This is a genomic window from Lysinibacillus fusiformis, from assembly GCF_016925635.1.
Lineage (GTDB): Bacteria > Bacillota > Bacilli > Bacillales_A > Planococcaceae > Lysinibacillus > Lysinibacillus fusiformis_F.
In genome coordinates this window covers 3,098,194-3,117,815 of the sequence record NZ_CP070490.1, presented here as the reverse complement: position 1 = coordinate 3,117,815, position 19,622 = coordinate 3,098,194, and the positions used below count along the sequence as shown (strand labels likewise).

General features: G+C 38.0%; 21 protein-coding genes and 1 riboswitch. Of the genes, 4 read left to right on the top strand and 17 right to left on the bottom strand.

The window, feature by feature from the left end; genetic code table 11:
* Positions 1-9: 9 nt before the first annotated feature.
* The 3 genes from JTI58_RS15120 to JTI58_RS15110 form a co-directional block, all read right to left on the bottom strand.
* Positions 10-1,365, bottom strand: a complete 1,356-nt coding sequence (locus JTI58_RS15120) for a YjiH family protein (protein WP_205442078.1) — start codon at positions 1,363-1,365, stop codon at positions 10-12.
* 423 nt (positions 1,366-1,788) lie between these two features.
* Entirely contained in the window at positions 1,789-2,097 is a 309-nt protein-coding gene (locus JTI58_RS15115; RefSeq protein ID WP_205442076.1) for a monooxygenase, read from the bottom strand.
* A gap of 14 nt (positions 2,098-2,111) precedes the next feature.
* A complete protein-coding gene (locus tag JTI58_RS15110) occupies positions 2,112-3,035 on the bottom strand; it encodes a DsbA family protein (RefSeq protein ID WP_205442075.1) in 924 nt (307 codons plus the stop codon).
* 168 nt (positions 3,036-3,203) lie between these two features.
* Between JTI58_RS15110 and JTI58_RS15105 the strand changes: the two genes are divergently transcribed.
* Complete coding sequence (locus JTI58_RS15105) at positions 3,204-3,776, top strand: TetR/AcrR family transcriptional regulator (protein ID WP_205442074.1); 573 nt, start codon at positions 3,204-3,206, stop codon at positions 3,774-3,776.
* A 142-nt stretch (positions 3,777-3,918) separates the two neighbouring features.
* Here JTI58_RS15105 and JTI58_RS15100 read toward each other — a convergent pair whose 3' ends face one another.
* From JTI58_RS15100 to JTI58_RS15080, 5 genes are all read right to left on the bottom strand, one after another.
* Positions 3,919-4,686, bottom strand: coding sequence for an IucA/IucC family C-terminal-domain containing protein (locus JTI58_RS15100; RefSeq protein WP_205442073.1), 768 nt, complete (start codon positions 4,684-4,686; stop codon positions 3,919-3,921).
* Entirely contained in the window at positions 4,683-5,510 is an 828-nt protein-coding gene (locus tag JTI58_RS15095) for an ABC transporter ATP-binding protein (RefSeq protein WP_205442072.1), read from the bottom strand. Before JTI58_RS15095 ends, JTI58_RS15100 begins: the two co-directional genes overlap by 4 nt.
* A 48-nt stretch (positions 5,511-5,558) precedes the next feature.
* Entirely contained in the window at positions 5,559-6,599 is a 1,041-nt protein-coding gene (locus tag JTI58_RS15090; protein WP_205442071.1) for a FecCD family ABC transporter permease, read from the bottom strand.
* Positions 6,592-7,608, bottom strand: coding sequence for a FecCD family ABC transporter permease (locus JTI58_RS15085; protein WP_205442070.1), 1,017 nt, complete (start codon positions 7,606-7,608; stop codon positions 6,592-6,594). Before JTI58_RS15085 ends, JTI58_RS15090 begins: the two co-directional genes overlap by 8 nt.
* Positions 7,609-7,741: 133 nt before the next feature.
* Positions 7,742-8,752 (bottom strand): ABC transporter substrate-binding protein, encoded by a 1,011-nt coding sequence (locus tag JTI58_RS15080; RefSeq protein ID WP_205442069.1) that lies wholly within the window; start codon positions 8,750-8,752, stop codon positions 7,742-7,744.
* A gap of 638 nt (positions 8,753-9,390) precedes the next feature.
* Between JTI58_RS15080 and JTI58_RS15075 the strand changes: the two genes are divergently transcribed.
* Positions 9,391-9,696: a CotD family spore coat protein gene (locus JTI58_RS15075; RefSeq protein WP_016991980.1), complete on the top strand. Its 306-nt coding sequence runs from the start codon at positions 9,391-9,393 to the stop codon at positions 9,694-9,696.
* A gap of 100 nt (positions 9,697-9,796) precedes the next feature.
* Here the strand turns inward: JTI58_RS15075 and glnA are convergent, their stop codons facing one another.
* From glnA to JTI58_RS15060, 3 genes are all read right to left on the bottom strand, one after another.
* The gene (gene glnA, locus JTI58_RS15070) at positions 9,797-11,131 is read right to left on the bottom strand and encodes a type I glutamate--ammonia ligase (protein ID WP_205442068.1); all 1,335 of its coding nucleotides are present in this window, start codon (positions 11,129-11,131) and stop codon (positions 9,797-9,799) included.
* A gap of 55 nt (positions 11,132-11,186) precedes the next feature.
* Positions 11,187-11,564 (bottom strand): MerR family transcriptional regulator, encoded by a 378-nt coding sequence (locus tag JTI58_RS15065; protein WP_004225812.1) that lies wholly within the window; start codon positions 11,562-11,564, stop codon positions 11,187-11,189.
* Between the two features lie 154 nt (positions 11,565-11,718).
* A complete protein-coding gene (locus JTI58_RS15060) occupies positions 11,719-12,972 on the bottom strand; it encodes a methionine gamma-lyase family protein (protein ID WP_205442067.1) in 1,254 nt (417 codons plus the stop codon).
* Positions 12,973-13,315: 343 nt separating this feature from the next.
* Between JTI58_RS15060 and JTI58_RS15055 the strand changes: the two genes are divergently transcribed.
* A complete protein-coding gene (locus JTI58_RS15055; protein WP_205442065.1) occupies positions 13,316-13,921 on the top strand; it encodes a trimeric intracellular cation channel family protein in 606 nt (201 codons plus the stop codon).
* Between the two features lie 51 nt (positions 13,922-13,972).
* Here the strand turns inward: JTI58_RS15055 and cobT are convergent, their stop codons facing one another.
* Both cobT and JTI58_RS15045 read right to left on the bottom strand, forming a co-directional pair.
* Positions 13,973-15,028, bottom strand: coding sequence for a nicotinate-nucleotide--dimethylbenzimidazole phosphoribosyltransferase (gene cobT, locus JTI58_RS15050; RefSeq protein ID WP_205442064.1), 1,056 nt, complete (start codon positions 15,026-15,028; stop codon positions 13,973-13,975).
* A gap of 89 nt (positions 15,029-15,117) precedes the next feature.
* A riboswitch (cobalamin riboswitch) is annotated at positions 15,118-15,293 on the bottom strand.
* Positions 15,294-15,376: 83 nt separating this feature from the next.
* A complete protein-coding gene (locus tag JTI58_RS15045) occupies positions 15,377-16,231 on the bottom strand; it encodes a DMT family transporter (RefSeq protein ID WP_205442063.1) in 855 nt (284 codons plus the stop codon).
* 286 nt (positions 16,232-16,517) lie between these two features.
* Here JTI58_RS15045 and JTI58_RS15040 point away from each other — a divergent pair, with 286 nt between their 5' ends.
* Positions 16,518-16,847, top strand: a complete 330-nt coding sequence (locus tag JTI58_RS15040; protein WP_243456054.1) for a hypothetical protein — start codon at positions 16,518-16,520, stop codon at positions 16,845-16,847.
* 240 nt (positions 16,848-17,087) lie between these two features.
* On the opposite strand, the gene JTI58_RS15035 is transcribed toward JTI58_RS15040, so the two are convergent.
* From JTI58_RS15035 to JTI58_RS15020, 4 genes are all read right to left on the bottom strand, one after another.
* A complete protein-coding gene (locus JTI58_RS15035) occupies positions 17,088-17,390 on the bottom strand; it encodes a rhodanese-like domain-containing protein (protein ID WP_009371183.1) in 303 nt (100 codons plus the stop codon).
* Positions 17,391-17,486: 96 nt separating this feature from the next.
* Positions 17,487-17,717, bottom strand: coding sequence for an RNA chaperone Hfq (hfq, locus tag JTI58_RS15030; RefSeq protein WP_205442062.1), 231 nt, complete (start codon positions 17,715-17,717; stop codon positions 17,487-17,489).
* A 97-nt stretch (positions 17,718-17,814) separates the two neighbouring features.
* The gene (gene miaA, locus JTI58_RS15025; protein WP_205442060.1) at positions 17,815-18,717 is read right to left on the bottom strand and encodes a tRNA (adenosine(37)-N6)-dimethylallyltransferase MiaA; all 903 of its coding nucleotides are present in this window, start codon (positions 18,715-18,717) and stop codon (positions 17,815-17,817) included.
* Positions 18,704-19,621, bottom strand: coding sequence for an alpha/beta fold hydrolase (locus JTI58_RS15020; protein WP_205442059.1), 918 nt, complete (start codon positions 19,619-19,621; stop codon positions 18,704-18,706). The genes miaA and JTI58_RS15020 overlap by 14 nt, the downstream gene beginning before the upstream one ends.
* Position 19,622: the final 1 nt, after the last annotated feature.

The following is a 19,622-nucleotide window of genomic DNA, read 5'->3' as shown; positions in this document are numbered from 1 at the left end:
GCATTTTAGTTAGAAAAGTAAATGACCAACCAATGCGGCAATTGGAAGAGAAATGAGCGTACGTAGTATAAATAAGACGACTAAATCGAAAAACTTCAATGGAATTTTTGTACCTAAAATAAGTCCACCTACCTCAGACATATAGATCAGCTGTGACACAGAAACAACAGCAATGACAAATCTAGTAACATCCGATTCAATGCCCGCACCTAAAATAGAAGGTAGAAACATATCGGCAAAGCCAACGACCATTGTTTGCGCTGCTTCAGCGGCTTCAGGCAAGCCAAGTACGGTTAAAATTGGCTCAAACGGCTTTCCTAAAATCGCAAAAATACTTGTAAATTCAGCAAGCATTAAGGCAATTGTCCCAAAAGCCATAACGATAGGCGCAACACCTACCCATAAATCAATTACGTTTCTAGAGCCATCTTTTAAAAATTTTCGAGGATCACGATTTGCATGCGCAATAGCAAGTGCATTTTCTAAGCCATGTGAGACGGAATTATAGCCCTCAGGTAATTTCTCACGTGAATAATCTACTGGTGTCCCATCTATATACGTATCCTCCTTCTTCGCAAGTGGATAGATTCGAGGCATAATAATGGCTAATACAATTCCACAAAGGACTACTGTCAAATAATAAGGAATAAAATAGCGTGCCAAATGTACCGTATCCAATACAACGATACAGAATGTGATAGACACTACCGAGAAACTTGTAGCAATAATCGCAGCTTCTTTTTTTGTGTAGTTCCCCATCTCATATTGTTTACTTGTCATTAACACACCTATTGTGCCATCGCCAACCCATGACGTAAGAGCATCAATTGATGAACGTCCTGGACTTTTAAAAAGAGGTCGCATAATTTTCACCATCATTGTCCCGAAAAATTCAAGTAAACCGAAGTTTGTTAAAAATGGTAAAAGAAAACCTGCAAACAAAAAAATGGTAAACAAAAACGTCACAAGTCCCCCATTTGGATCCATTAGGAGTCCACCCGTATTTTCATTATTGATGGCAGAAGGTCCAAAATTGAAGACCACCATTGAAGCAAAGACTAAACCGATAAAACGAGTAATTGTCCAAAACCAATTAACATAAAACAATGTATCTAAAATACTAGGTTCTTTCGCATTTTTACGAGGTATAAATTTCGCTATAAGTGCACCAATTGCAGATATTGCAAACATTATAATTGTAAAATAACTAATGACTGGAGCCACATTACCCGCTAAAATATTGGCTAAAATGGCAATAGGCACTTTCCAGCCCTCTACCGTTAAAATGGGGGTCATAAATAGGAAGATACCAATTAAAGAAGGAATAATGAAATAAAAATATGTAGAAACAGAATATTTTTTCATTTTTTATAAAGCCTCATCTCTATTAATCTCAATAATTTATGTATTTTTCATTACAACAATTCGAATAGTGTTTATAAGAAGCATTTATTTGTCCATCGTTGTACTACTATACAAACAAATATATGTTGTTTTCATTCACTACCTCATTCCTCCTTCTGTTATAGAACGTTTTTAAAAGCTTTGAAGTATGGAGCATTAAACAGAAAAACACTCAAATTATTCATGTTTTTATAACATAAATCTGTTATAAAACTATTGTAAACGCTACACGCTAGTTGGTTCAACCTCGCAATATTATGAATATTTATACATCCATTGTTTTTACATTTACTGACCATCCATAATATATAAAAGCCTAACTTCTTTATAAGAAATTAGACTCCTTGATTTAGATAGCAATTCAATTATTGCATCAACGATTTTTTAATGTTTTACTGGACCTTTCGTGATTTCAGTCAGTTTTGAATTGATAGCAAAGATCTTTGCGTTGATATTTGTGATTCCAAATTCAGCTAATCTTTTTGAATGCATTTCTATATATTGTTCAGCAGTGTGTTTTGTTTCGAACATGTAGATTCCGCCTGCTTCGTTTGTTTCAGGGCTCTCCGTCCAAATTTTCCACAAAAGTCCTTTCTCTTCCTTAATACTTCTTGCTAGATCCAAAAATGCGTCCGCCATGTCTTCTCCAAATGGTCCATCCATTTTAAAATCCACCTGTAATACGTATGTCATTGCCATTCTCCTTATTATTTAGTCGTAATATAACATTCACCAAGCATTTCCTTCATTTCATATTGATCTGATGAAAGCTCTTTTTTCACATAAGACGTAACCTCTAACTTTTCCAGATCATACATGACTTCAATTTCTTTCGAAAATAGAAGTTTTTCTTTTTCGAGCAAGCTTAAAAGAGATGGCTGTTGTCTTGGTTGCAGTTCCTCGATATTAAGAACCTGTTTTAGTCCATCCACATAGTTTACAAATGGACGCCCACCAACAATTTTTAAGCCTTTATTGTCCTCATTCATCATAATAATAGTTGGAAACCCTCTAACACCTAGGTTTCTTGCACGGTCAAAATCTTCATTTAATAACTGCTGTCCGATTGTTTGTTGTGATTCGTTTACAATGGCCTCTCCATCAAGACCAAGTTTATTTACAATGTCAATCATAACGGATTTTTCTGCAATATTTTGATTGAATATGAATAGCGCTTCTCTTGCTCTGCGCAAATATTCATAGGCTATAGCATCATGATGATTTTTTTGAATCACTTTAAATACCCGAGATGGTGGGTAGGATGATTGAACTGGATTGTCAATCATGACTGTTCCATCAATTGGCATGCGGTAATATGCACCAACTTCTCTCCAGTGTCCCACAACATCGGCAGGTCCTGATATTCCATTTGCAGGATCAACTGGACCATCACCCCATTTTTCTAGTAATCCTCCCATTATCGTATGAAAGTTAAAATAGTGGCCGTACTGCTCGATAAAACGGCGAAGAACAGGCTCAAGCGCCCAACAATGAGAGCAAATCGGATCAGTTACATAATATACTTCAACGGATTTCTTTGGTTGATTAAAATCAATCATTCCGAATTCCTCCTCTCCAGCTACTCCACATACACCTGTCTCTAAATCACAAATCATAGGATTGTTCTTCATTTTATTTTCCTCTTTTCTTACTTGAATTAAGCATAGAATTATTACTCTCTCATTTGCCTTACACTTGTATTTTATTCATAATAAAATCATCAAGAAACCAATAATCTATTTGATGCGTTGTTTATACAACACATTTAAGAAATTGTTTAAAAAAGGAGTGACAATAAAATGACCTCACCTAAGACAGACCTTCGCGTTATACGTACGCGTAAATTAATTATGGATTCTTTCATTGAACTTTCTAGTAAAAAAGAATTCAAGGATATTACGGTTAAGGATATTACGACAGAGGCCATGATTAATCGTGCGACTTTTTATTATCATTTCGAAGATATATATGATTTGTTAGAGAAGGTATTATCAGAAGTTTTGTTAGTTAATTTGAATGATGATTTCCTTCAACATAATGAACTTAATGAAGAAGCTTTCGTTATTATCTTTAAAGCAATAACCAATTTTCAAAAGTCATTATCCAATCGGTGTCATCGAGGCTATGAAGAGACGATTGCACGTATTATTAGAGAACAGCTTGAAATTATTTTTTACAAGATGTTATTGAAACAACATGCAACGACTGAGAACGAAGCGCTAAAAATGACTGCGGTTATATTAAGCTGGGGAATCTATGGTGCTTCTATAGAATGGAAAAATAATATTCAGGAGAGACAGCCCGAAGAATTTATCAAATCTGCAATCCCTTATTTATTGGCAGGTATTGATAGTCAAGACAATGTGTTATAGATTAACGTTCATATTTAGAAAGCATTCTGATAAAGAAGTTTTATTGGCATGCTAGATTTTACGAAGATAGAAAAAGTGAATAAACACTTATATGATTTCATCAGTGTCTATTCACTCTTGGTGGTAGAATATTTTGTTGAGGTTATGATTGTCTTTTTATTTTTGGACAGGAGATGCAATAATCATTTGCTTCATCAGAGGTGTGATAATAGAAACAACATGTTTTTCTCAAGCGTACAGGTTGCTCCGATTCCTTGATGGTCACTTTAGGCCCACAATAGTTCGTCAAAGGATTTTTCCTTTCACCAAAAAGGGTGCCTGGTGCTAGGTTTACAATATAGTGATAATCCTCTTGTATACGAACCTTTTCTTGCTCGCTGGCCCCTTCCCTTATTTTCGTTTCATAGAGCCAATTCACATAAATAGCTGTGTTTTCCCATAAGATTGATTTTGGGATTTTACTTATTTTCGCTAATGACTGCCACACCTTCGCTAAATTATTCGCAAAGATTTCTCTAAGAACCTCATCACGCCATTTTTCACGGTCTTCAGTAGGTATTGACACTGTGCTATCGATTAGCCGAATATTTGGAAGCCATGGCTTCGCATATTCGGCTTCTACCCATGTATTTTCGATTCCACACTGTAGTCCTTTATCGTATCTGGACATAGCATAGAATGCTGAAGCCATCGTTAAGACGCTATAGCGCTTCGCAAATAACGATGCCGTAACTAGTGTAGATGGCGAATGGAAGAAGTGGGCAATTTTTTGTAAATAATCTAGCGCTTGTTCAGTATCCAATAGACTTTGGGCACATATAGAATAAGTAGCGTCTACTGCTGGCTCTATCGTCAATCGATAATCTCGTAATAGCACGGATGATTCTTCAGCTGACAGTGTTAAGCTCAACTGATGCCTACCTCCTCTAGTTCCTTGGTTTGAACTGTTCGTCCCTTGCCATGTGGAACACATAATGGTGTACCAAATATTGGATCTTCAATAATGGTACAATCCATACGAAAAACCTCTTGTACCATCTCAGCTGTCACTACTTCCTCTGGCTTGCCTTGCGCATAGACCTGTTTATTACGCACCGCCACAATATGATGGGCATAGCGACAGGCTAAGTTTAAATCGTGCAATACCATAACGACTGTACGGCCTTCATTTTCATTTAAATCAAATAGTAAATCTAAAATTTCTACTTGGTGAGCCATATCTAAATAAGTTGTAGGTTCATCTAGTAAAATAAGATCTGTTTTTTGAGCCAATGTCATGGCAATCCATACACGTTGCCGCTGACCACCTGATAATGCATCTACTGGTCGATCCGCAAATTCAGTCATCTGCGTTACCTCAAGTGCATTGTTCACAATTTTTTCATCCTCTGTAGACCATTGCTTTAACCAGCTCTGATGCGGATAACGACCTTGTTTAATCAATTGCTGAACGGTTAATCCTTCTGGCGCAACAGGACCCTGCGGTAGAATAGCTAAACGTTTCGCCACCTCTTTCGTTGAAATGGCATCGAGTTTATTATCATCTAAGAAAATTTCACCCGACTTCGCTTTTTGTAGCCGTGCAAACGTTCGTAGTAGCGTAGATTTCCCACAACCGTTGGCCCCTACTAGTACCGTAATTTTCCCTTTTGGTATTTGAAGATTCAAATCTTCCAATATAAGATTTTCACCATAGCTTACATGTAAATTTTGTGCCTCTAAAACATTTTTCAAAATCCTTTCACCTTCTTCTCACGCTTTTAACTTTTTTATCATGAAGCTTTATTGATTGCGCGTTCTAAATAATAAATAAATAAAGAATGGTGCGCCAATTGCAGCAGTAAAGACACCTGTTGGTAAATCCTTTGGTAAAAAGGCTGTTCGTGCCACAATATCAGCTACAATGACAATGATTCCACCTATAATAGCTGTCACAGGAATTAACCCTGCAAAGGAACGCCCTACAAGCATTCTGCTCATATGAGGGGCCACTAATCCAACAAAGGCAATGCCACCAGCAAAAGCGACAGCAGAGCCAGCTAGCATCACACTAATGAGTAGAAAAAGCAAACGATACACTTGCACTTTTACACCTAGCCCTATCGCTATTTCATCGCCTAATTCCTTCACATTTACCGTTCTTGCTAAAATAAATGTTAGTGGTAATAAAATAACTAGCCATGGTAATAGCAAATAGACATCCTGCATATTCGCCCCATACAAACTACCTGTCAGCCATAAATAAGCCTTCGTTGTTGCGGCTACATTACTGATCACAAGCAACATCGTCACAACGGCCTTTGCTAAGGCTGAAATCCCAATACCAATAAGCACCATACGTATAGGTGTGACGCCTTTTCTCCATGACAGTAGATAAATGATAAAGGAGACAATGCCTGCACCTAAAATAGCAGCTAACGGTAAAAATTGAATGCTGACTGACCCCATAAAGTACACGATAAAGATAATTGCCCCCATGGATGCACCACTCGTTACACCGATAATATCTGGAGCAGCAAGTGGATTACGGATAATCCCTTGTAATATTAAACCGGCAACTCCTAGCGCAGCACCAACTAATAATGCCATCAATACGCGTGGAAGCCTTAATGTATGTAAAACAAAATCATAATCTCCATTGCCATAGCCCAATAATTCTTTCACCACTGTAAAAGGATGGATAAATTCGCTACCCGCAGATAAACCCAGAATCGTTATGATAACTAATAATAAGCTTAATAGTAGTAGTATCCAACCTGTTCTTTTAGCAATTTGAAAAGAGATACGATTAGATTTCGTTCGAACTGTTACATAATTAGGCATTTTTTGCTAACCCCTTTCGTGCAATATAGATGAAGAAAGGAGCTCCGATTAAGGCCGTCATGACACCTATCGGCATTTCTAATGGCATAATCACATACCTCGCCGCAATATCAGCCAACAGTAGCAATATCGCTCCCAACACCGCACTATACGGAATAATCCAGCGATAATCCGTCCCAACAAGATGGATCGCCATATGGGGGACAATCAAGCCAATAAAGCCTATTGAACCTGCAACCGCTACTGAGCTGCCTGCAAGTATAATAATAATGATGCCTAATGTGATTTTCGTCATCATTGTTCGTTGTCCTAATCCTTTGGCAATATCATCTCCTGATTGTAAAATATTTATCGAACGCCCCATAAATATTGCCACAACAGTAACCACTAAAATAAACGGTAGGACAGGTATGAGCATTTCAATGCTACGCCCCGATACAGAACCCGCTAACCAAAACAGGACACTTTGTAAACCTTGTTCATCAATGACTAAAAGTCCCTGCGTAAACGAGACAAATAGAGCTGTAATCGCTGCACCAGCTAATACTATTTTAATCGGTGTTAAACCATCTCTTCCTAATGAGCCTAGGAAAAATACCATAGCTCCCGCTGCACCTGCTCCTAAAAAAGCAATCCACATATAGCTCATTAAAGATTGAATGGAAAAAAGAGTAATGGCACTGACAATAAAAAATATGGCTCCTGCATTGATACCTAAAATATCAGGAGCTGCTAAAGGATTTCTTGTTAATGCTCGCATTAATGCCCCCGCAATGGCAAGGCTTGCGCCAACTACTGTAGCGATCACAGCTCTTGTAAATCTAGATGTTCGAATAATGACATGCTCCTTATTAGCAGCATCAAAATGAAAAAAAGCATCATAGATTGACGAGAAAGGTATGGACGTTTGACCAATAGCTATGCTGATTATAAATGCCAGCAAAAGGATCAAACAACTGATGAATAAGCCTATTTGTTTCATCGAGGTACTAGAAAGAATAATTCTCATTTTATACCAACTTTCTTGATCCACAATTTATCTTATGCATATAGCTGTAGGTTTCAATTATGCTCAAACACTACAATGAGAGGGCTGTTATTCAAGTATTCTCTAACACTTTTAACAGCCCATCCCTCATTCACTATTTTTCTAATTCAAACTTGTCATAAATATCATCTAGCATTAAATTAGCACTAATAATGCCACCTGCTAGATTCCAATTGATTTCATCTACTTGGTAAACTTGATTTGCTTTCACTGCGTCAAGCTCTTTCCATAGTGGATGGTTTGTCCAATCTTCATAAGTTTTTTTCACTGTTTCATCATTTTCCATAAACATATAAATAACATCTGCATTCATTTGTGTAATGCTTTCCTTGTCAGTTAGCTTTACAATTTCCAATGAATCATCTGTTAAATTTTTAGGACCTTGGAATCCAAGCTCAGATAAAATAGAACCCGCATACCCTGTCACATAAATACGAGCGTGGTCTGCTCTGAAGTTGACAACGGAAACATGGAATGGCCATTTGTCGCCAAGTTTCTCTTTGATTTTTGTTTGGAAATCAGCAACTCGCGTATCCCAATTGCCTAGTAATTCTTTCACCTTATCTTCTTGATTCATTGCTTGACCCATCATTTCAGCTGTTCCTTTGAAATCGAAAACTGTTTCATGAGCAACGGTTGGAGCAATCTGTGATAACTGATCATAGATTTCTTCATGACGTACTTTAGAAGCAATAATTAAATCTGGTTTTAGCTTTGCAATTTCTTCAAGGTTTGGTTGTGTTTCTTGTCCCACAATTGCAACGCCATCAAGATCATTTTTCATATAATTATAAACAGGCGCTTCAGTCCAAGATTCTACTACCCCAACTGGCTTAATGCCCATTGCTACTGCAACATCTGTAGCACCTTGATATAGTGTAACGATTTTTGTAGGTGTTCCTTCAATCGTTGTAGTACCCATAGCATGTGTAATCTCACGACTAGTAGCTTCTGATTCTGTGTTACTTTCTTCTGCTTTGTCATTTTCTTGTGAACTACTGGAGTTCGATGATTTCTCCCCACAACCCACTAGTAATAACGCGAAGGTTAATAGCAGTGTGAAAAGTACAAAAAAATTCTTTTTTTGTAGTGATAATTTTGGCATATATTTCCTCCTAAGAAATAGTCGACAACGATAATCATTATCAATTAAAGAGTATACTGTACCTTTGTTTTATTGACAATATGTATTTTTTCAAAAAACATACTTTTTTAATAAAAATTTATTTTAAATTAAAAATTCATGACATTGAACCAATTCGATTGCTCTAGACAATGAGCGAATGACGCTAGGAAGAACGTTTATTATTCAACCTAATCATCGTGTTGGAAAACAAGCAAATGGATGATTGTTATGACTCATTACTTCTTCACATTGAAAATATGTGCCTTCCCTTTCTCTAAAAAGTAGAAATAATGGGCTATTTTGTTCACTACTGTAAGTATGATTTGCAGCATGGTTGAGGGGAGGCAGATCATTGCCCACGAAAAGGACACTAGCGGAACGGAAATCACCCCTCGCCTTGCAAATTTGCTTTTTTTGTCGTTGACATCATCTTTTTTCAACAACATGGAATGCTTTCATTTCACTCACTGGCGTAGGCAAGTTGATTAAAGATTTTCTAGCATTTTAGTTACTTGTTAGATTTACCTATGCATTAATAGGCAAATAAATAGACCCTATCGACGTATATCTCATATCTTAATAATGAACTACAACTTATCAAAACAGGAGGTAATAACATGTTTCAACGAAGACGCCATCCGGCAAAAGGTCCACACTGCTGTCCGCCACAAATGATGCCAATGCAATATGATCCACCGCAGTTTTTACCACCAGAGCAATATGTTCGCACAAATTATATCCATACGGTTGTTCCCCATGTTCAACCAGCACACGTTACAACGGTGAACAAACATATGATTGATCATCAGTACTATTTCCCATGCACAGAGTCTGTTGTTAACGAATGCTGTGAAACACATACAATGTGCGGTATGCCACCTAACCCTTGCCATATGCCACACCATCATAAACATATGCGCTAATCATAAAATAACGATGGGGTTATCACACGACCCCATCGTTCCTAATAAGTTTAGACAAAAAAACCGAGTAACCTTTATGAGGCACTCGGTATCTTTATGATTAATACATTTTTAAATATTGATCGCGTTCCCATTGATGAACGGTTGTACGGTACATATCGAACTCAATTTCTTTTGCTTCTTTAAAGTTTGCATAAATATGCTCACCTAAAGCTGCTTGCGCTACTTTATCTTTAGCAAGTAATGTTAGTGCATCATCAAGTGCTGCTGGTAAGTTTTCAATACCATTTGCTTGACGCTCTTCTTCAGACATCACATAGATATTGCGGTTAATAGCTGCTGGTGGCGTTAAGTTTTGACGAATACCTTCAAGACCTGCCTCTAAAATAACAGCCATTGCTAAATATGGGTTTGCTGAAGGGTCCACAGAACGTACTTCTACACGAGTTGAAAGACCACGTGCTGATGGAATACGAATTAATGGTGAACGGTTTTGTGCAGACCAAGCTACATAACAAGGTGCTTCATAACCTGGTACTAGACGTTTATAAGAGTTAACTGTTGGATTTGTTACAGCTGTGAAACCTTGTACGTGTGCAAGAACACCCGCCATGAATTGCATAGCTGTTTCAGAAAGACCTAATTCTGTAGATTCATCATAGAACGCATTTTCCTTGCCTTTAAATAGTGACACGTTAAAGTGCATACCAGAGCCTGCTTCACCAAATAGTGGTTTTGGCATAAATGTAGCGTGTAGGCCATGTTTACGAGCAATTGTTTTAACTACTAATTTGAATGTTTGGATGTTATCACACGCAGTAACAGCATCAGCATATTTAAAGTCGATTTCGTGTTGTCCTGGAGCTACCTCATGGTGTGATGCTTCAATTTCAAAGCCCATTTCTTCTAGCTCTAATACGATATCACGACGGCAGTTTTCGCCAAGATCTGTTGGAGCTAAGTCGAAGTAGCCACCATGGTCATTTACTTCTAACGTTGGCTCTCCTTTTGCATCTAATTTGAATAAGAAGAATTCTGGCTCAGGCCCTAAATTGAAGCTTGAGAAGCCCATTTCTTCCATTTTTTTAAGAATACGTTTTAGGTTGTTACGTGGGTCACCAGCAAACGGTTCGCCTTTCGCAGTGTATACGTCACAGATGAGACGTGCCACTTTCCCTTTTTCAGAAGTCCAAGGGAATACTACGAAAGTATCAAGATCAGGATATAAATACATATCAGATTCTTCGATTCGAACGAAACCTTCAATAGATGAGCCATCAAACATCATTTTATTTTCTAATGCTTTGTCTAATTGACTTACAGGAATCTCAACGTTTTTGATTGTGCCAAGAATATCTGTAAATTGTAAACGAATAAAGCTTACGTTTTTTTCTTCGATGAGACGTTTAATGTCCTCTTTTGTGTATTTACCCACAGTTTTCCACACTCCTATAATTTGTCTAGCTTTTATGTTTACCCTACCCTATTTATTAATAGAATCGAGATAAATCCCCTCGTCGGATGGATGATTTTTGCATGCGCTGTGCTTGACGCATTTCTTCGCGCATAATTTGGCGTAATTCTGAATCACTTAAATCTTGTTCATCAGTTGTAGCAACAGGATTTTTCTTTTTAGCAAATATTTTTTTAATCTTCGCCATATTCATACCCTGTTCTAAGTAGTCTTTAACCTCAAGCAATGTATCGACATCATTTAGTGAAAACATACGTCGATTGCCTTCTGTTCGGTGCGGCTCAATTAAATGGTGTTCTTCATAATAACGAATTTGTCTTGCCGAAAGCTCTGTTAATTGCATCACAATACTCATCGATAATAACGGCATAGTTCGTCTAATTTCACGACTCATTTAAGTCCTCCTCCAATACCCGCTTATCATATAACGAAATTTTTTCACTGTCAACCAACCATGTAAGGTTATCTAACATGGTTGGTACTATTTTTTTCAATCTCATAGAAAATTGTAAAAAACTATTCATATTTAGGCTTAATCTATTGTCTTGTTATGATTTTTGAATGGCTTGAACCGCACTACAAATTGCAAATTTAACGTGTTCATATGTTAGTCCACCTTGGATAAAAGCAGTAAATGGCGGTCGTATTGGGCCATCTGCTGTCAGCTCAATGCTGGAACCTTGAATAAACGTTCCAGCCGCCATGATGACATCATCTTCATAGCCTGGCATATATGCTGGTTCCGGAGCATAATGGGCATTGATTGGTGAATTCGCTTGTATTTCACGACAAAAGGCAATCATTTGCTGCGCTGTTTGGAAAGACACAGATTGAATTAAATCTGTACGTTTCGCATGATAGCTTGGAGAAGTGTTCATACCGATTTCCTCCAGCATTCCAGCTGTAAAGATCGCACCTTTTAATGCTTGCGATACAACATGTGGCGCTAGGAAAAATCCTTGATAAAAATCACCTAGTGTATTTAATGTGGCTCCCGCTTCTGCACCTATACCTGGAGATGTCATGCGGTAGGCACATTTCTCCACTAAATCTGCTCGGCCAGCAATATAGCCTCCGATTTTCGCCAATCCTCCACCAGGATTTTTAATGAGCGAGCCAGCCATTAAGTCAGCACCAACTTCTGTAGGTTCCTGCGCCTCTACGAACTCACCATAGCAGTTATCTACAAAAATAACAGCTTCCGGGGCTAATTTACGTACCTTTGCACACATATCAGCAATTTCATCAATCGTAAAGGATGGACGTGTTGCATAGCCTTTTGAACGTTGAATGGCAATCATTTTTGTTTGTGTTGTAATGGCCGCTTCTACACCTGCCCAATCAATGGCCTGGTTATCTAGTAAATCCACATGTCGATAACCGATTTTATAATCTTTCAGTGAGCCTGTATCTTTATCACCACCATCAACAATGGATTGCAATGTATCATATGGCTGACCAGAAATATAAAGCAGCTCATCACCAGGACGCAAAACACCGAATAGACTAAGCGTGATTGCATGTGTCCCTGAAATAATTTGGGGGCGAACAATGGCAGCCTCTGCTCCAAATACTTCCGCATAAACACGTTCTAGGTTATCCCTTCCCTCATCATCATAGCCATAGCCGTTAGATGGATGTAAGTGGTAGTCACTCACTTGATGCTTGCGAAATGCTGCTAGCACCTTCTGCTGGTTATAAAATGCCATTTCTTCTACCTTGGCATGATAAGGCCGCACTTGCTCCTCTATTTTTGTCGCTAAGGATATCGTTTGTGTAGATAAATTTGATGTAAACGTCATTCTTTCTTCTCCATTTCACAATTGTCCCGCATTTCATTCAGTAAGATTTATTGACTATCTAAATTGACATCAATCACTCTAGAATTCCCTAACCAAACACTGGTATATAAATGCTTTTGACGAATGTTTTTCTTTATTTTAATCACATTTTATCAATTTGTATGTGCACCTGTAAAACTTGCCTATTGTTTCTAAAGGAATTTTACGCTAAGCTAATGTGCGGACTTATTTCAAGAAGCGTATTTAATGACTGATTTTGGCTATTAAATTCATAGATTCTGTTACGTAAAAAAGTCTTTTAACTTATAAAAAAGTTTATTTATTGATAGAAGGGGTGAAAGGGATGGCTTGGGAGGTTTTTAGTATTATAGGAACAATTGCCTTTGCTATTTCTGGGGCAATCATTGCCATGGAAGAAGAATACGATTTATTCGGTGTATATATACTTGGTATTGTTACGGCCTTTGGTGGTGGAGCAATTCGAAATTTACTCATCGGACTACCTGTCACAACACTATGGGGGCAGGATATGATGTTTCAAATTGCACTGGCTGCAATTACGATATTCTTTATTTTTCCACATCATCTGATTCAGCATTGGCATCGTTGGGGTAACTTCACAGATGCTATTGGCTTATCAGCATTCGCTATTCAAGGGGCACTCTATGCTGTGAAGCTTGATATGCCAATTAGCGCGGTCATTGTAGCTGCAGTTTTGACAGGTTCAGGTGGTGGTATTGTACGAGATTTATTAGCTAGACGAAAACCACTAGTTCTCCGTGATGAAGTCTATGGTGTTTGGGCAGCTCTCGCAGGGCTGATAATCGGATTTGAGGTTTTTACAGGGGACATTTTCCTTTATATTTTATTCGCAGTAATTACAGCGTTACGTATTCTTTCCTATATGATGAAGTGGCGCTTGCCATTACGAAAATTAAATCGTGCATAAATACCATTCAGCCAATGACCAAAAATTAAGTCATTGGCTGTTTTATTGTTTTTATCTTTTTAACAACTGCATTGATTCTTCTAAAGTCACCATATTTTTCATCATCGAGCAGGCTGCATCTAAAATGGGAAAGGCTAGGGCTGCACCAGAGCCTTCACCTAAACGCATATTCATGTACAACATTGGTTCAATGCCAAGTAATGCAGCGGCAATTTTAGCCCCTGGTTCCTCTGAGGCATGGGAAGGAATAATATAATCTTTTACTTTTGGTTCGAGCTTATAAGCAATGAGCGCGGCAATAGTTGAAATAAATCCATCAATGACAACAGGTTTACGATGGACTGCAGCGCCAAGTATAATGCCTATCATCGCCCCTATCTCTAACCCGCCAACCTTAGCTAGAACATCGATGACATCTTTAGGATTAGGCGTATTTAAGCTAATTGCTTTTTCAATAATCGCCGCTTTATGGGCAATTCCACCTTGACCAACTCCTGCTCCAAATCCTGTTACTTCAATTGGGTCACAGTCAGTTAGAACAGCTAATATCGCAGCACTCGGTGTTGTATTGCCGATGCCCATTTCCCCAGTTCCAAGTACATTGGCACCTTTTCTGATTTCCTCTGTTGCCACACGAATTCCTACTTCAATGGATTGAATAGCCTCTTCTCTAGACATAGCTGGACCTTGTGCCATGTTATCTGTACCATATTTAATTTTATGAATGAGGACACCTGCATCAAGTGGAATATCTTCTTTTACCCCAACATCTACTGTTACTACCTTTGCATTGGTAATGCCCGCAATCGCACAAACACCTGTACCTCCCTTAGGAAAATTTAATGTTTGAAAGACCGTCACATCTTGTGGATTCGTGGTTACACCCTCCTCACAAACACCGTGGTCTGCTGCACAAACAATGATGACTTTTTTATCAATCACCGGAAATAATTGTCCAGTTATGCCAGAAAGCTGCACGGCAATGGACTCTAGTTTTCCTAAACTGCCAGGGGGCTTACATAGGGCATCTATACGCTGTCTAGCTTGCTCCATCACCTTCAGGTCAGCACCTTGGATGTTTTGTATCGTGTCTTGTAGTAATTGCATGATAATTGCTCCTCTCTTTTTAAGACAAAAAGAAAAAGTCTGTAGTTTATTGTCATGACAAATAAACTACAGACTTTTCCATCATCTATATCTTCTAAAGCATGTAGGCAGGTCTCCTGGCTCAAGTTCAACATCTCATAGCACCTTCCCAGCAATTTGCTAGTGGCATTCACTATGAAACTCCCTTATACAGTGGCGGGTCCGCTAAAGCTTTTCACTTTATTCCCTATTCTCCCTATTGGGCACCTATTGCTTTTATTTAACTACTTTAAATCTACGACAGCTCACTTTTCCTGTCAATATGTGAAAAGTAAACTTGTAAAACTAAACAATAAACTATAAAGTGGCTTATGTCTTTTCCAATTCACTTAGTAATGTTGAGCCTAATAGAAGAACAGCCCCTAGTATTTGTAGGACTGTCATTTGTTCACCAATAATCATTGTTGAGATTACTAATGATGTCAGTGGATCAATATAGCTAAGAATGGCTATACTTTGACCTTTTAGCTGAGACATACCTAAAAAGAACAAAAAGAACCCCACACCTGCATGCACAATACCAAGTACAATTAATACTAGAACGAACCCAAAACTAATTTGCATCACTTGGAAACCCGTAGTCCCTACAATATAGAGACAGAGGAAAAATGCAGCTAAAGAGAGTTGGATAATTGTATTTTCGGGCTCTTTTAAACCACGAATACGTTTATTTGTAAAGGTTAGTACCGTGTAAAAGCATGCTGCGATCAAACCATAGACAATACCAATAAAGTGACCACTGTTGTCTATGCTTTGACTTTGGACAATCAAAAATAGACCTATTAATGCTACACCAACATACACTATTTTTCTCCCTACTAACTTCTCTTTTAAAATAATAGGAGATAAACAGATGACTAGTACTGGCGCAAAATAATAACTTAGTGCTGCATTAGCAATGGTCGTTTCCTTATAAGCCTGAAATAAAAATATCCAATTACCGCATAATGCTAAACTTGAAAGCATTAACGGCCATTTATTTTGGACAATCGTGATCCTCGAAAAGCTTTCCTTTTTATAAACAAATATGGCCAACAAAAAACAAGAGCCAATGATACTCATCCAAAAGGCAATTTCACTTGAGGATAAAGGAATAAACTTCGCAAAAACACCGACAGCGCCAAAAATAATCATGGACAATACAAATGCTAATTTTCCGCTCATTACAAATTCCTACTTTCTACGTATATCGTTTTAGCCTATACAGTAGAATCTATCGAAATGAGCAAGCTATTATCGAATGCCTAAACAGTAGATTCTACTGCAAAGACATTGTTGGGGGTGCTATGGATCGAAACATACAAAATCCCTCCTTCATTCACTATAATCATAACATATTTCTGAAAATTCGGGATTTAAAATATTAAAATTAGGGTAAGGTTCAGCAAGTAATAAAACGATGAAAAGTTAGGGGAAGATACGATGAATGCAAACGAATTAAGAAACGCCATTGCTGAAACCTGTGAAACGCATTGCCCAGCTCGTAAAATTAATCAATGAAGAGACAGCAAATAAAATACTAGAAAACTTAAAGTTATTTCATAGTGGTGATAAATACATTACGGAGTGTCATTTCGAGGAGAGTCAAAATTTCTTGAAAGACGGCATTGAGCTTCTCCAAAAGGGTGATTTGGCGAATGGAGCACTACAAATTTATGGCGCTGGTCTAAACTTTGCTAGCTATGCTTCAAAGGTGCAGGGACAAAAAAATGTTCATCTCTACAAAAATTTTGAGGAGAATTTTAATTTCATCATGGACTCCCTGAAAAAACAAGCATAAGAAAAACAAAACCAGCAATAGCTTTTTTGTGAAAGGTGAAAATGGTTTCCGTTGCAGGCTACTTGCTTTCCTGTGGGCGAACGCTAGTGAGGGAAAGCTCCTCGGACGCCCCCTGGAAAGGACGCTGGCAGAGCGGAAATCAACCCCTTACCTTGCCAAAAGGTCTTTTTCTGCTAGTGACACGATTTTTTTCAACAACATAAAAAAAGAAAGAGTATATGCTCTTTCTTTTTTCATGGTTTATTTAAATTCTAATTCTCCATCATAAGCCAGCATGCCGCCTTCAAGGTTTGTTACATCAAATCCTTGTGCCTCTAAGTAAGCACAGGCGTTGGCAGAACGAGCACCAGCCTTACACACAATAATATATGGCTTTTCTACATCTAATTCCTCTAAACGTTCAGGGATTGTTCCAAGTGCAATATGCTGAGCGCCTGGAATCATGCCGTGTGCTACTTCATCTTCTTCACGAACATCAATAATATATAGGTCCTCATTTGCATCTAAAAGATCTAATAATTGTGTTGTTTCCATTGTTTTCATTAACTTTGTCCTCCAAAATATCAAATTCCACTATCATTATAGCTTGTAGCAAAAAAAACAGCCAGTGTGGAGAACACTAACTGTTTAACAATCTTTTTATACTTCTGTCTCTAAAAATTCTATTTGTTTTGCTGGAACGAATGTAGAAATGGCGTGCTTGTAGATTAGGTGCTGCTTATTGTCAGCATCCAGCAGTAAAACTGTAAAATTATCATATGATTTCACAGTCCCTTTTAACTGAAATCCGTTTAACAGAAATACAGTTACAAAAACACTGTTTTTTCGTAGTTGGTTCAAGAACGTATCTTGCAAGTTGATTGATTTCATCAAATAGCCTCCCTACTAACTTTCTACCTCTTCATTCCTATAGTAGCACGTTCTACCAATTTATCAATTAGTAATTTTTAGAAATTTTTCTTTATTCTTATAATCGGTCATCTGCCGTAATAAAATGGATATCCATTTTATTGCGGAAATAAGTAAGCTGTCTTTTTGCATAGCGACGGGAATTTTGTTTTAAGCTATCAATGGCTGCTTCTAGGGTACATTTGCCATCCAAATAATCATATAATTCCTTATACCCAATGGCTTGTATAGACTGCACACCTCGGATATTTTGCTGCCATAATCCCTTTACCTCTTCCAAAAGGCCATTTTCCATCATCAAATCAACACGACGGTTAATGCGGTCATAAAGCACCTCACGAGACATATTTTGACCTAGTCCCAAAATAACATGCTTATAAAGGGGTACTTCCCCTCGATTTTGTGCTTCGGCTGCTTTCGAGACACCGCTTAATTCCAGCATTTCTAATGCACGAATAACACGTCGTGTATTATTTGGATGAATTGTCTCCGCTGCTTGAGGGTCTAGTTGTTTTAATTTGTCATGCATTGCCTTAGGGCCAAGCTTTGCTAATTCCTCATAGTAGGCTTTACGTGCTCGCTCATCTACTTTTTCATCAGTAAATTGGAAATCATAGAGGACAGCTTGTACATATAAGCCTGAGCCTCCTACTATAATAGGTAATTTTTGACGAGATTGAATTTCCGCAATCTTTGCGCGTACCAATTTTTGATAGTCTGCCACTGAAAAAGATGCTGTCGGCTCTAAAAAACTTAGTAAATGATGAGGAATGCCCTCCATCTCTTCTTCCGTAATTTTAGCTGTCCCGATATCGAGCCCTTTATATATTTGCATAGAGTCACCATTAATGACTTCACCGTTATATTTCTTTGCCAATTCAATGCTTAAAGCCGTTTTACCAGAGGCAGTCGGTCCCACAATCGCTATGACCTCTGCCTGCTGTAATTTAATTTCTATCATATTTTTCTAACCACCGTATTAAAACTTGAAAGACTGCTTCTTGATTGTCTTCATTTAAAATTTCATGTCGTTTATCCTCGAATAAATAAACCGTTACATCCTCTATGCCCACCGCTGCTAACTGTTCAGCAACTGTGTAAACGCCTAGCCCCTGTTCACCGACGGGATCTTTACTGCCACTTATCAAGAGAATAGGAAGATCTTTTCTTACTCTTGCTAATTCTTTTTTACGATTTAGTGTTGCAAAGCCCGTTGTTAAATCTACAAAAAATTGATTCGTTGGAATAAAGCCACAATAGGGATCGTCTATATACTTTTGCACCTCTTGTTGAACTGAACATAACCAGTCATAGGCAGTCTTTGGATTCGGAAATTGTTTATTAAAGCTACCAAAACTCAGTTGATTTAACAGCTTACTTTCAGTTTCTTTCCCTAGCCCCTTTGCTAATGCCTTAGCTAAAATATTTCCAACAGCATGTAAGGCTGTCACATTTCCAGTACCACAGAGAATAACATTGTCTACTTGCTCTCCGTATAGTTGAATATAGCGTCTAGTAATGAAAGACCCCATACTATGACCAAAAAGAATTAATGGTACATCAGCGTACAATGCATGTAATTGTGTGATCACCTCATGAGCATCTTTTACAACACGCTCAAAGCCGTTTTCTTCAGCAAAGAAGCCTAATGTTCCATTATAAGCTGCCGTTTCACCATGTCCACGATGATCGTGCATCGTCACGACATAGCCTGCTGCGTTGAGTGTTTTCGCAAATGTTAAATAGCGCCCACTGTGCTCTGCCATGCCATGCAAAATGTGAATATGTCCAATACATGGCGTTGAAGGCTCCAATGTTCGAGTGAAGACAAAATGTTCATCCGACATTTGAATATAACGCTCCATC

Coding starts and splice junctions, on each gene's coding strand:
- JTI58_RS15120 (WP_205442078.1), bottom strand. CDS start 1,365: ATGAAAAAATATTCTGTTTCTACATATTTTTATTTCATTATTCCTTCT.
- JTI58_RS15115 (WP_205442076.1), bottom strand. CDS start 2,097: ATGACATACGTATTACAGGTGGATTTTAAAATGGATGGACCATTTGGA.
- JTI58_RS15110 (WP_205442075.1), bottom strand. CDS start 3,035: ATGAAGAACAATCCTATGATTTGTGATTTAGAGACAGGTGTATGTGGA.
- JTI58_RS15105 (WP_205442074.1), top strand. CDS start 3,204: ATGACCTCACCTAAGACAGACCTTCGCGTTATACGTACGCGTAAATTA.
- JTI58_RS15090 (WP_205442071.1), bottom strand. CDS start 6,599: ATGCCTAATTATGTAACAGTTCGAACGAAATCTAATCGTATCTCTTTT.
- JTI58_RS15085 (WP_205442070.1), bottom strand. CDS start 7,608: ATGAGAATTATTCTTTCTAGTACCTCGATGAAACAAATAGGCTTATTC.
- JTI58_RS15080 (WP_205442069.1), bottom strand. CDS start 8,752: ATGCCAAAATTATCACTACAAAAAAAGAATTTTTTTGTACTTTTCACA.
- JTI58_RS15075 (WP_016991980.1), top strand. CDS start 9,391: ATGTTTCAACGAAGACGCCATCCGGCAAAAGGTCCACACTGCTGTCCG.
- JTI58_RS15065 (WP_004225812.1), bottom strand. CDS start 11,564: ATGAGTCGTGAAATTAGACGAACTATGCCGTTATTATCGATGAGTATT.
- JTI58_RS15060 (WP_205442067.1), bottom strand. CDS start 12,972: ATGACGTTTACATCAAATTTATCTACACAAACGATATCCTTAGCGACA.
- JTI58_RS15055 (WP_205442065.1), top strand. CDS start 13,316: ATGGCTTGGGAGGTTTTTAGTATTATAGGAACAATTGCCTTTGCTATT.
- cobT (WP_205442064.1), bottom strand. CDS start 15,028: ATGCAATTACTACAAGACACGATACAAAACATCCAAGGTGCTGACCTG.
- JTI58_RS15045 (WP_205442063.1), bottom strand. CDS start 16,231: ATGAGCGGAAAATTAGCATTTGTATTGTCCATGATTATTTTTGGCGCT.
- JTI58_RS15035 (WP_009371183.1), bottom strand. CDS start 17,390: ATGAAAACAATGGAAACAACACAATTATTAGATCTTTTAGATGCAAAT.
- hfq (WP_205442062.1), bottom strand. CDS start 17,717: ATGAAATCAATCAACTTGCAAGATACGTTCTTGAACCAACTACGAAAA.
- miaA (WP_205442060.1), bottom strand. CDS start 18,717: ATGATAGAAATTAAATTACAGCAGGCAGAGGTCATAGCGATTGTGGGA.
- JTI58_RS15020 (WP_205442059.1), bottom strand. CDS start 19,621: ATGGAGCGTTATATTCAAATGTCGGATGAACATTTTGTCTTCACTCGA.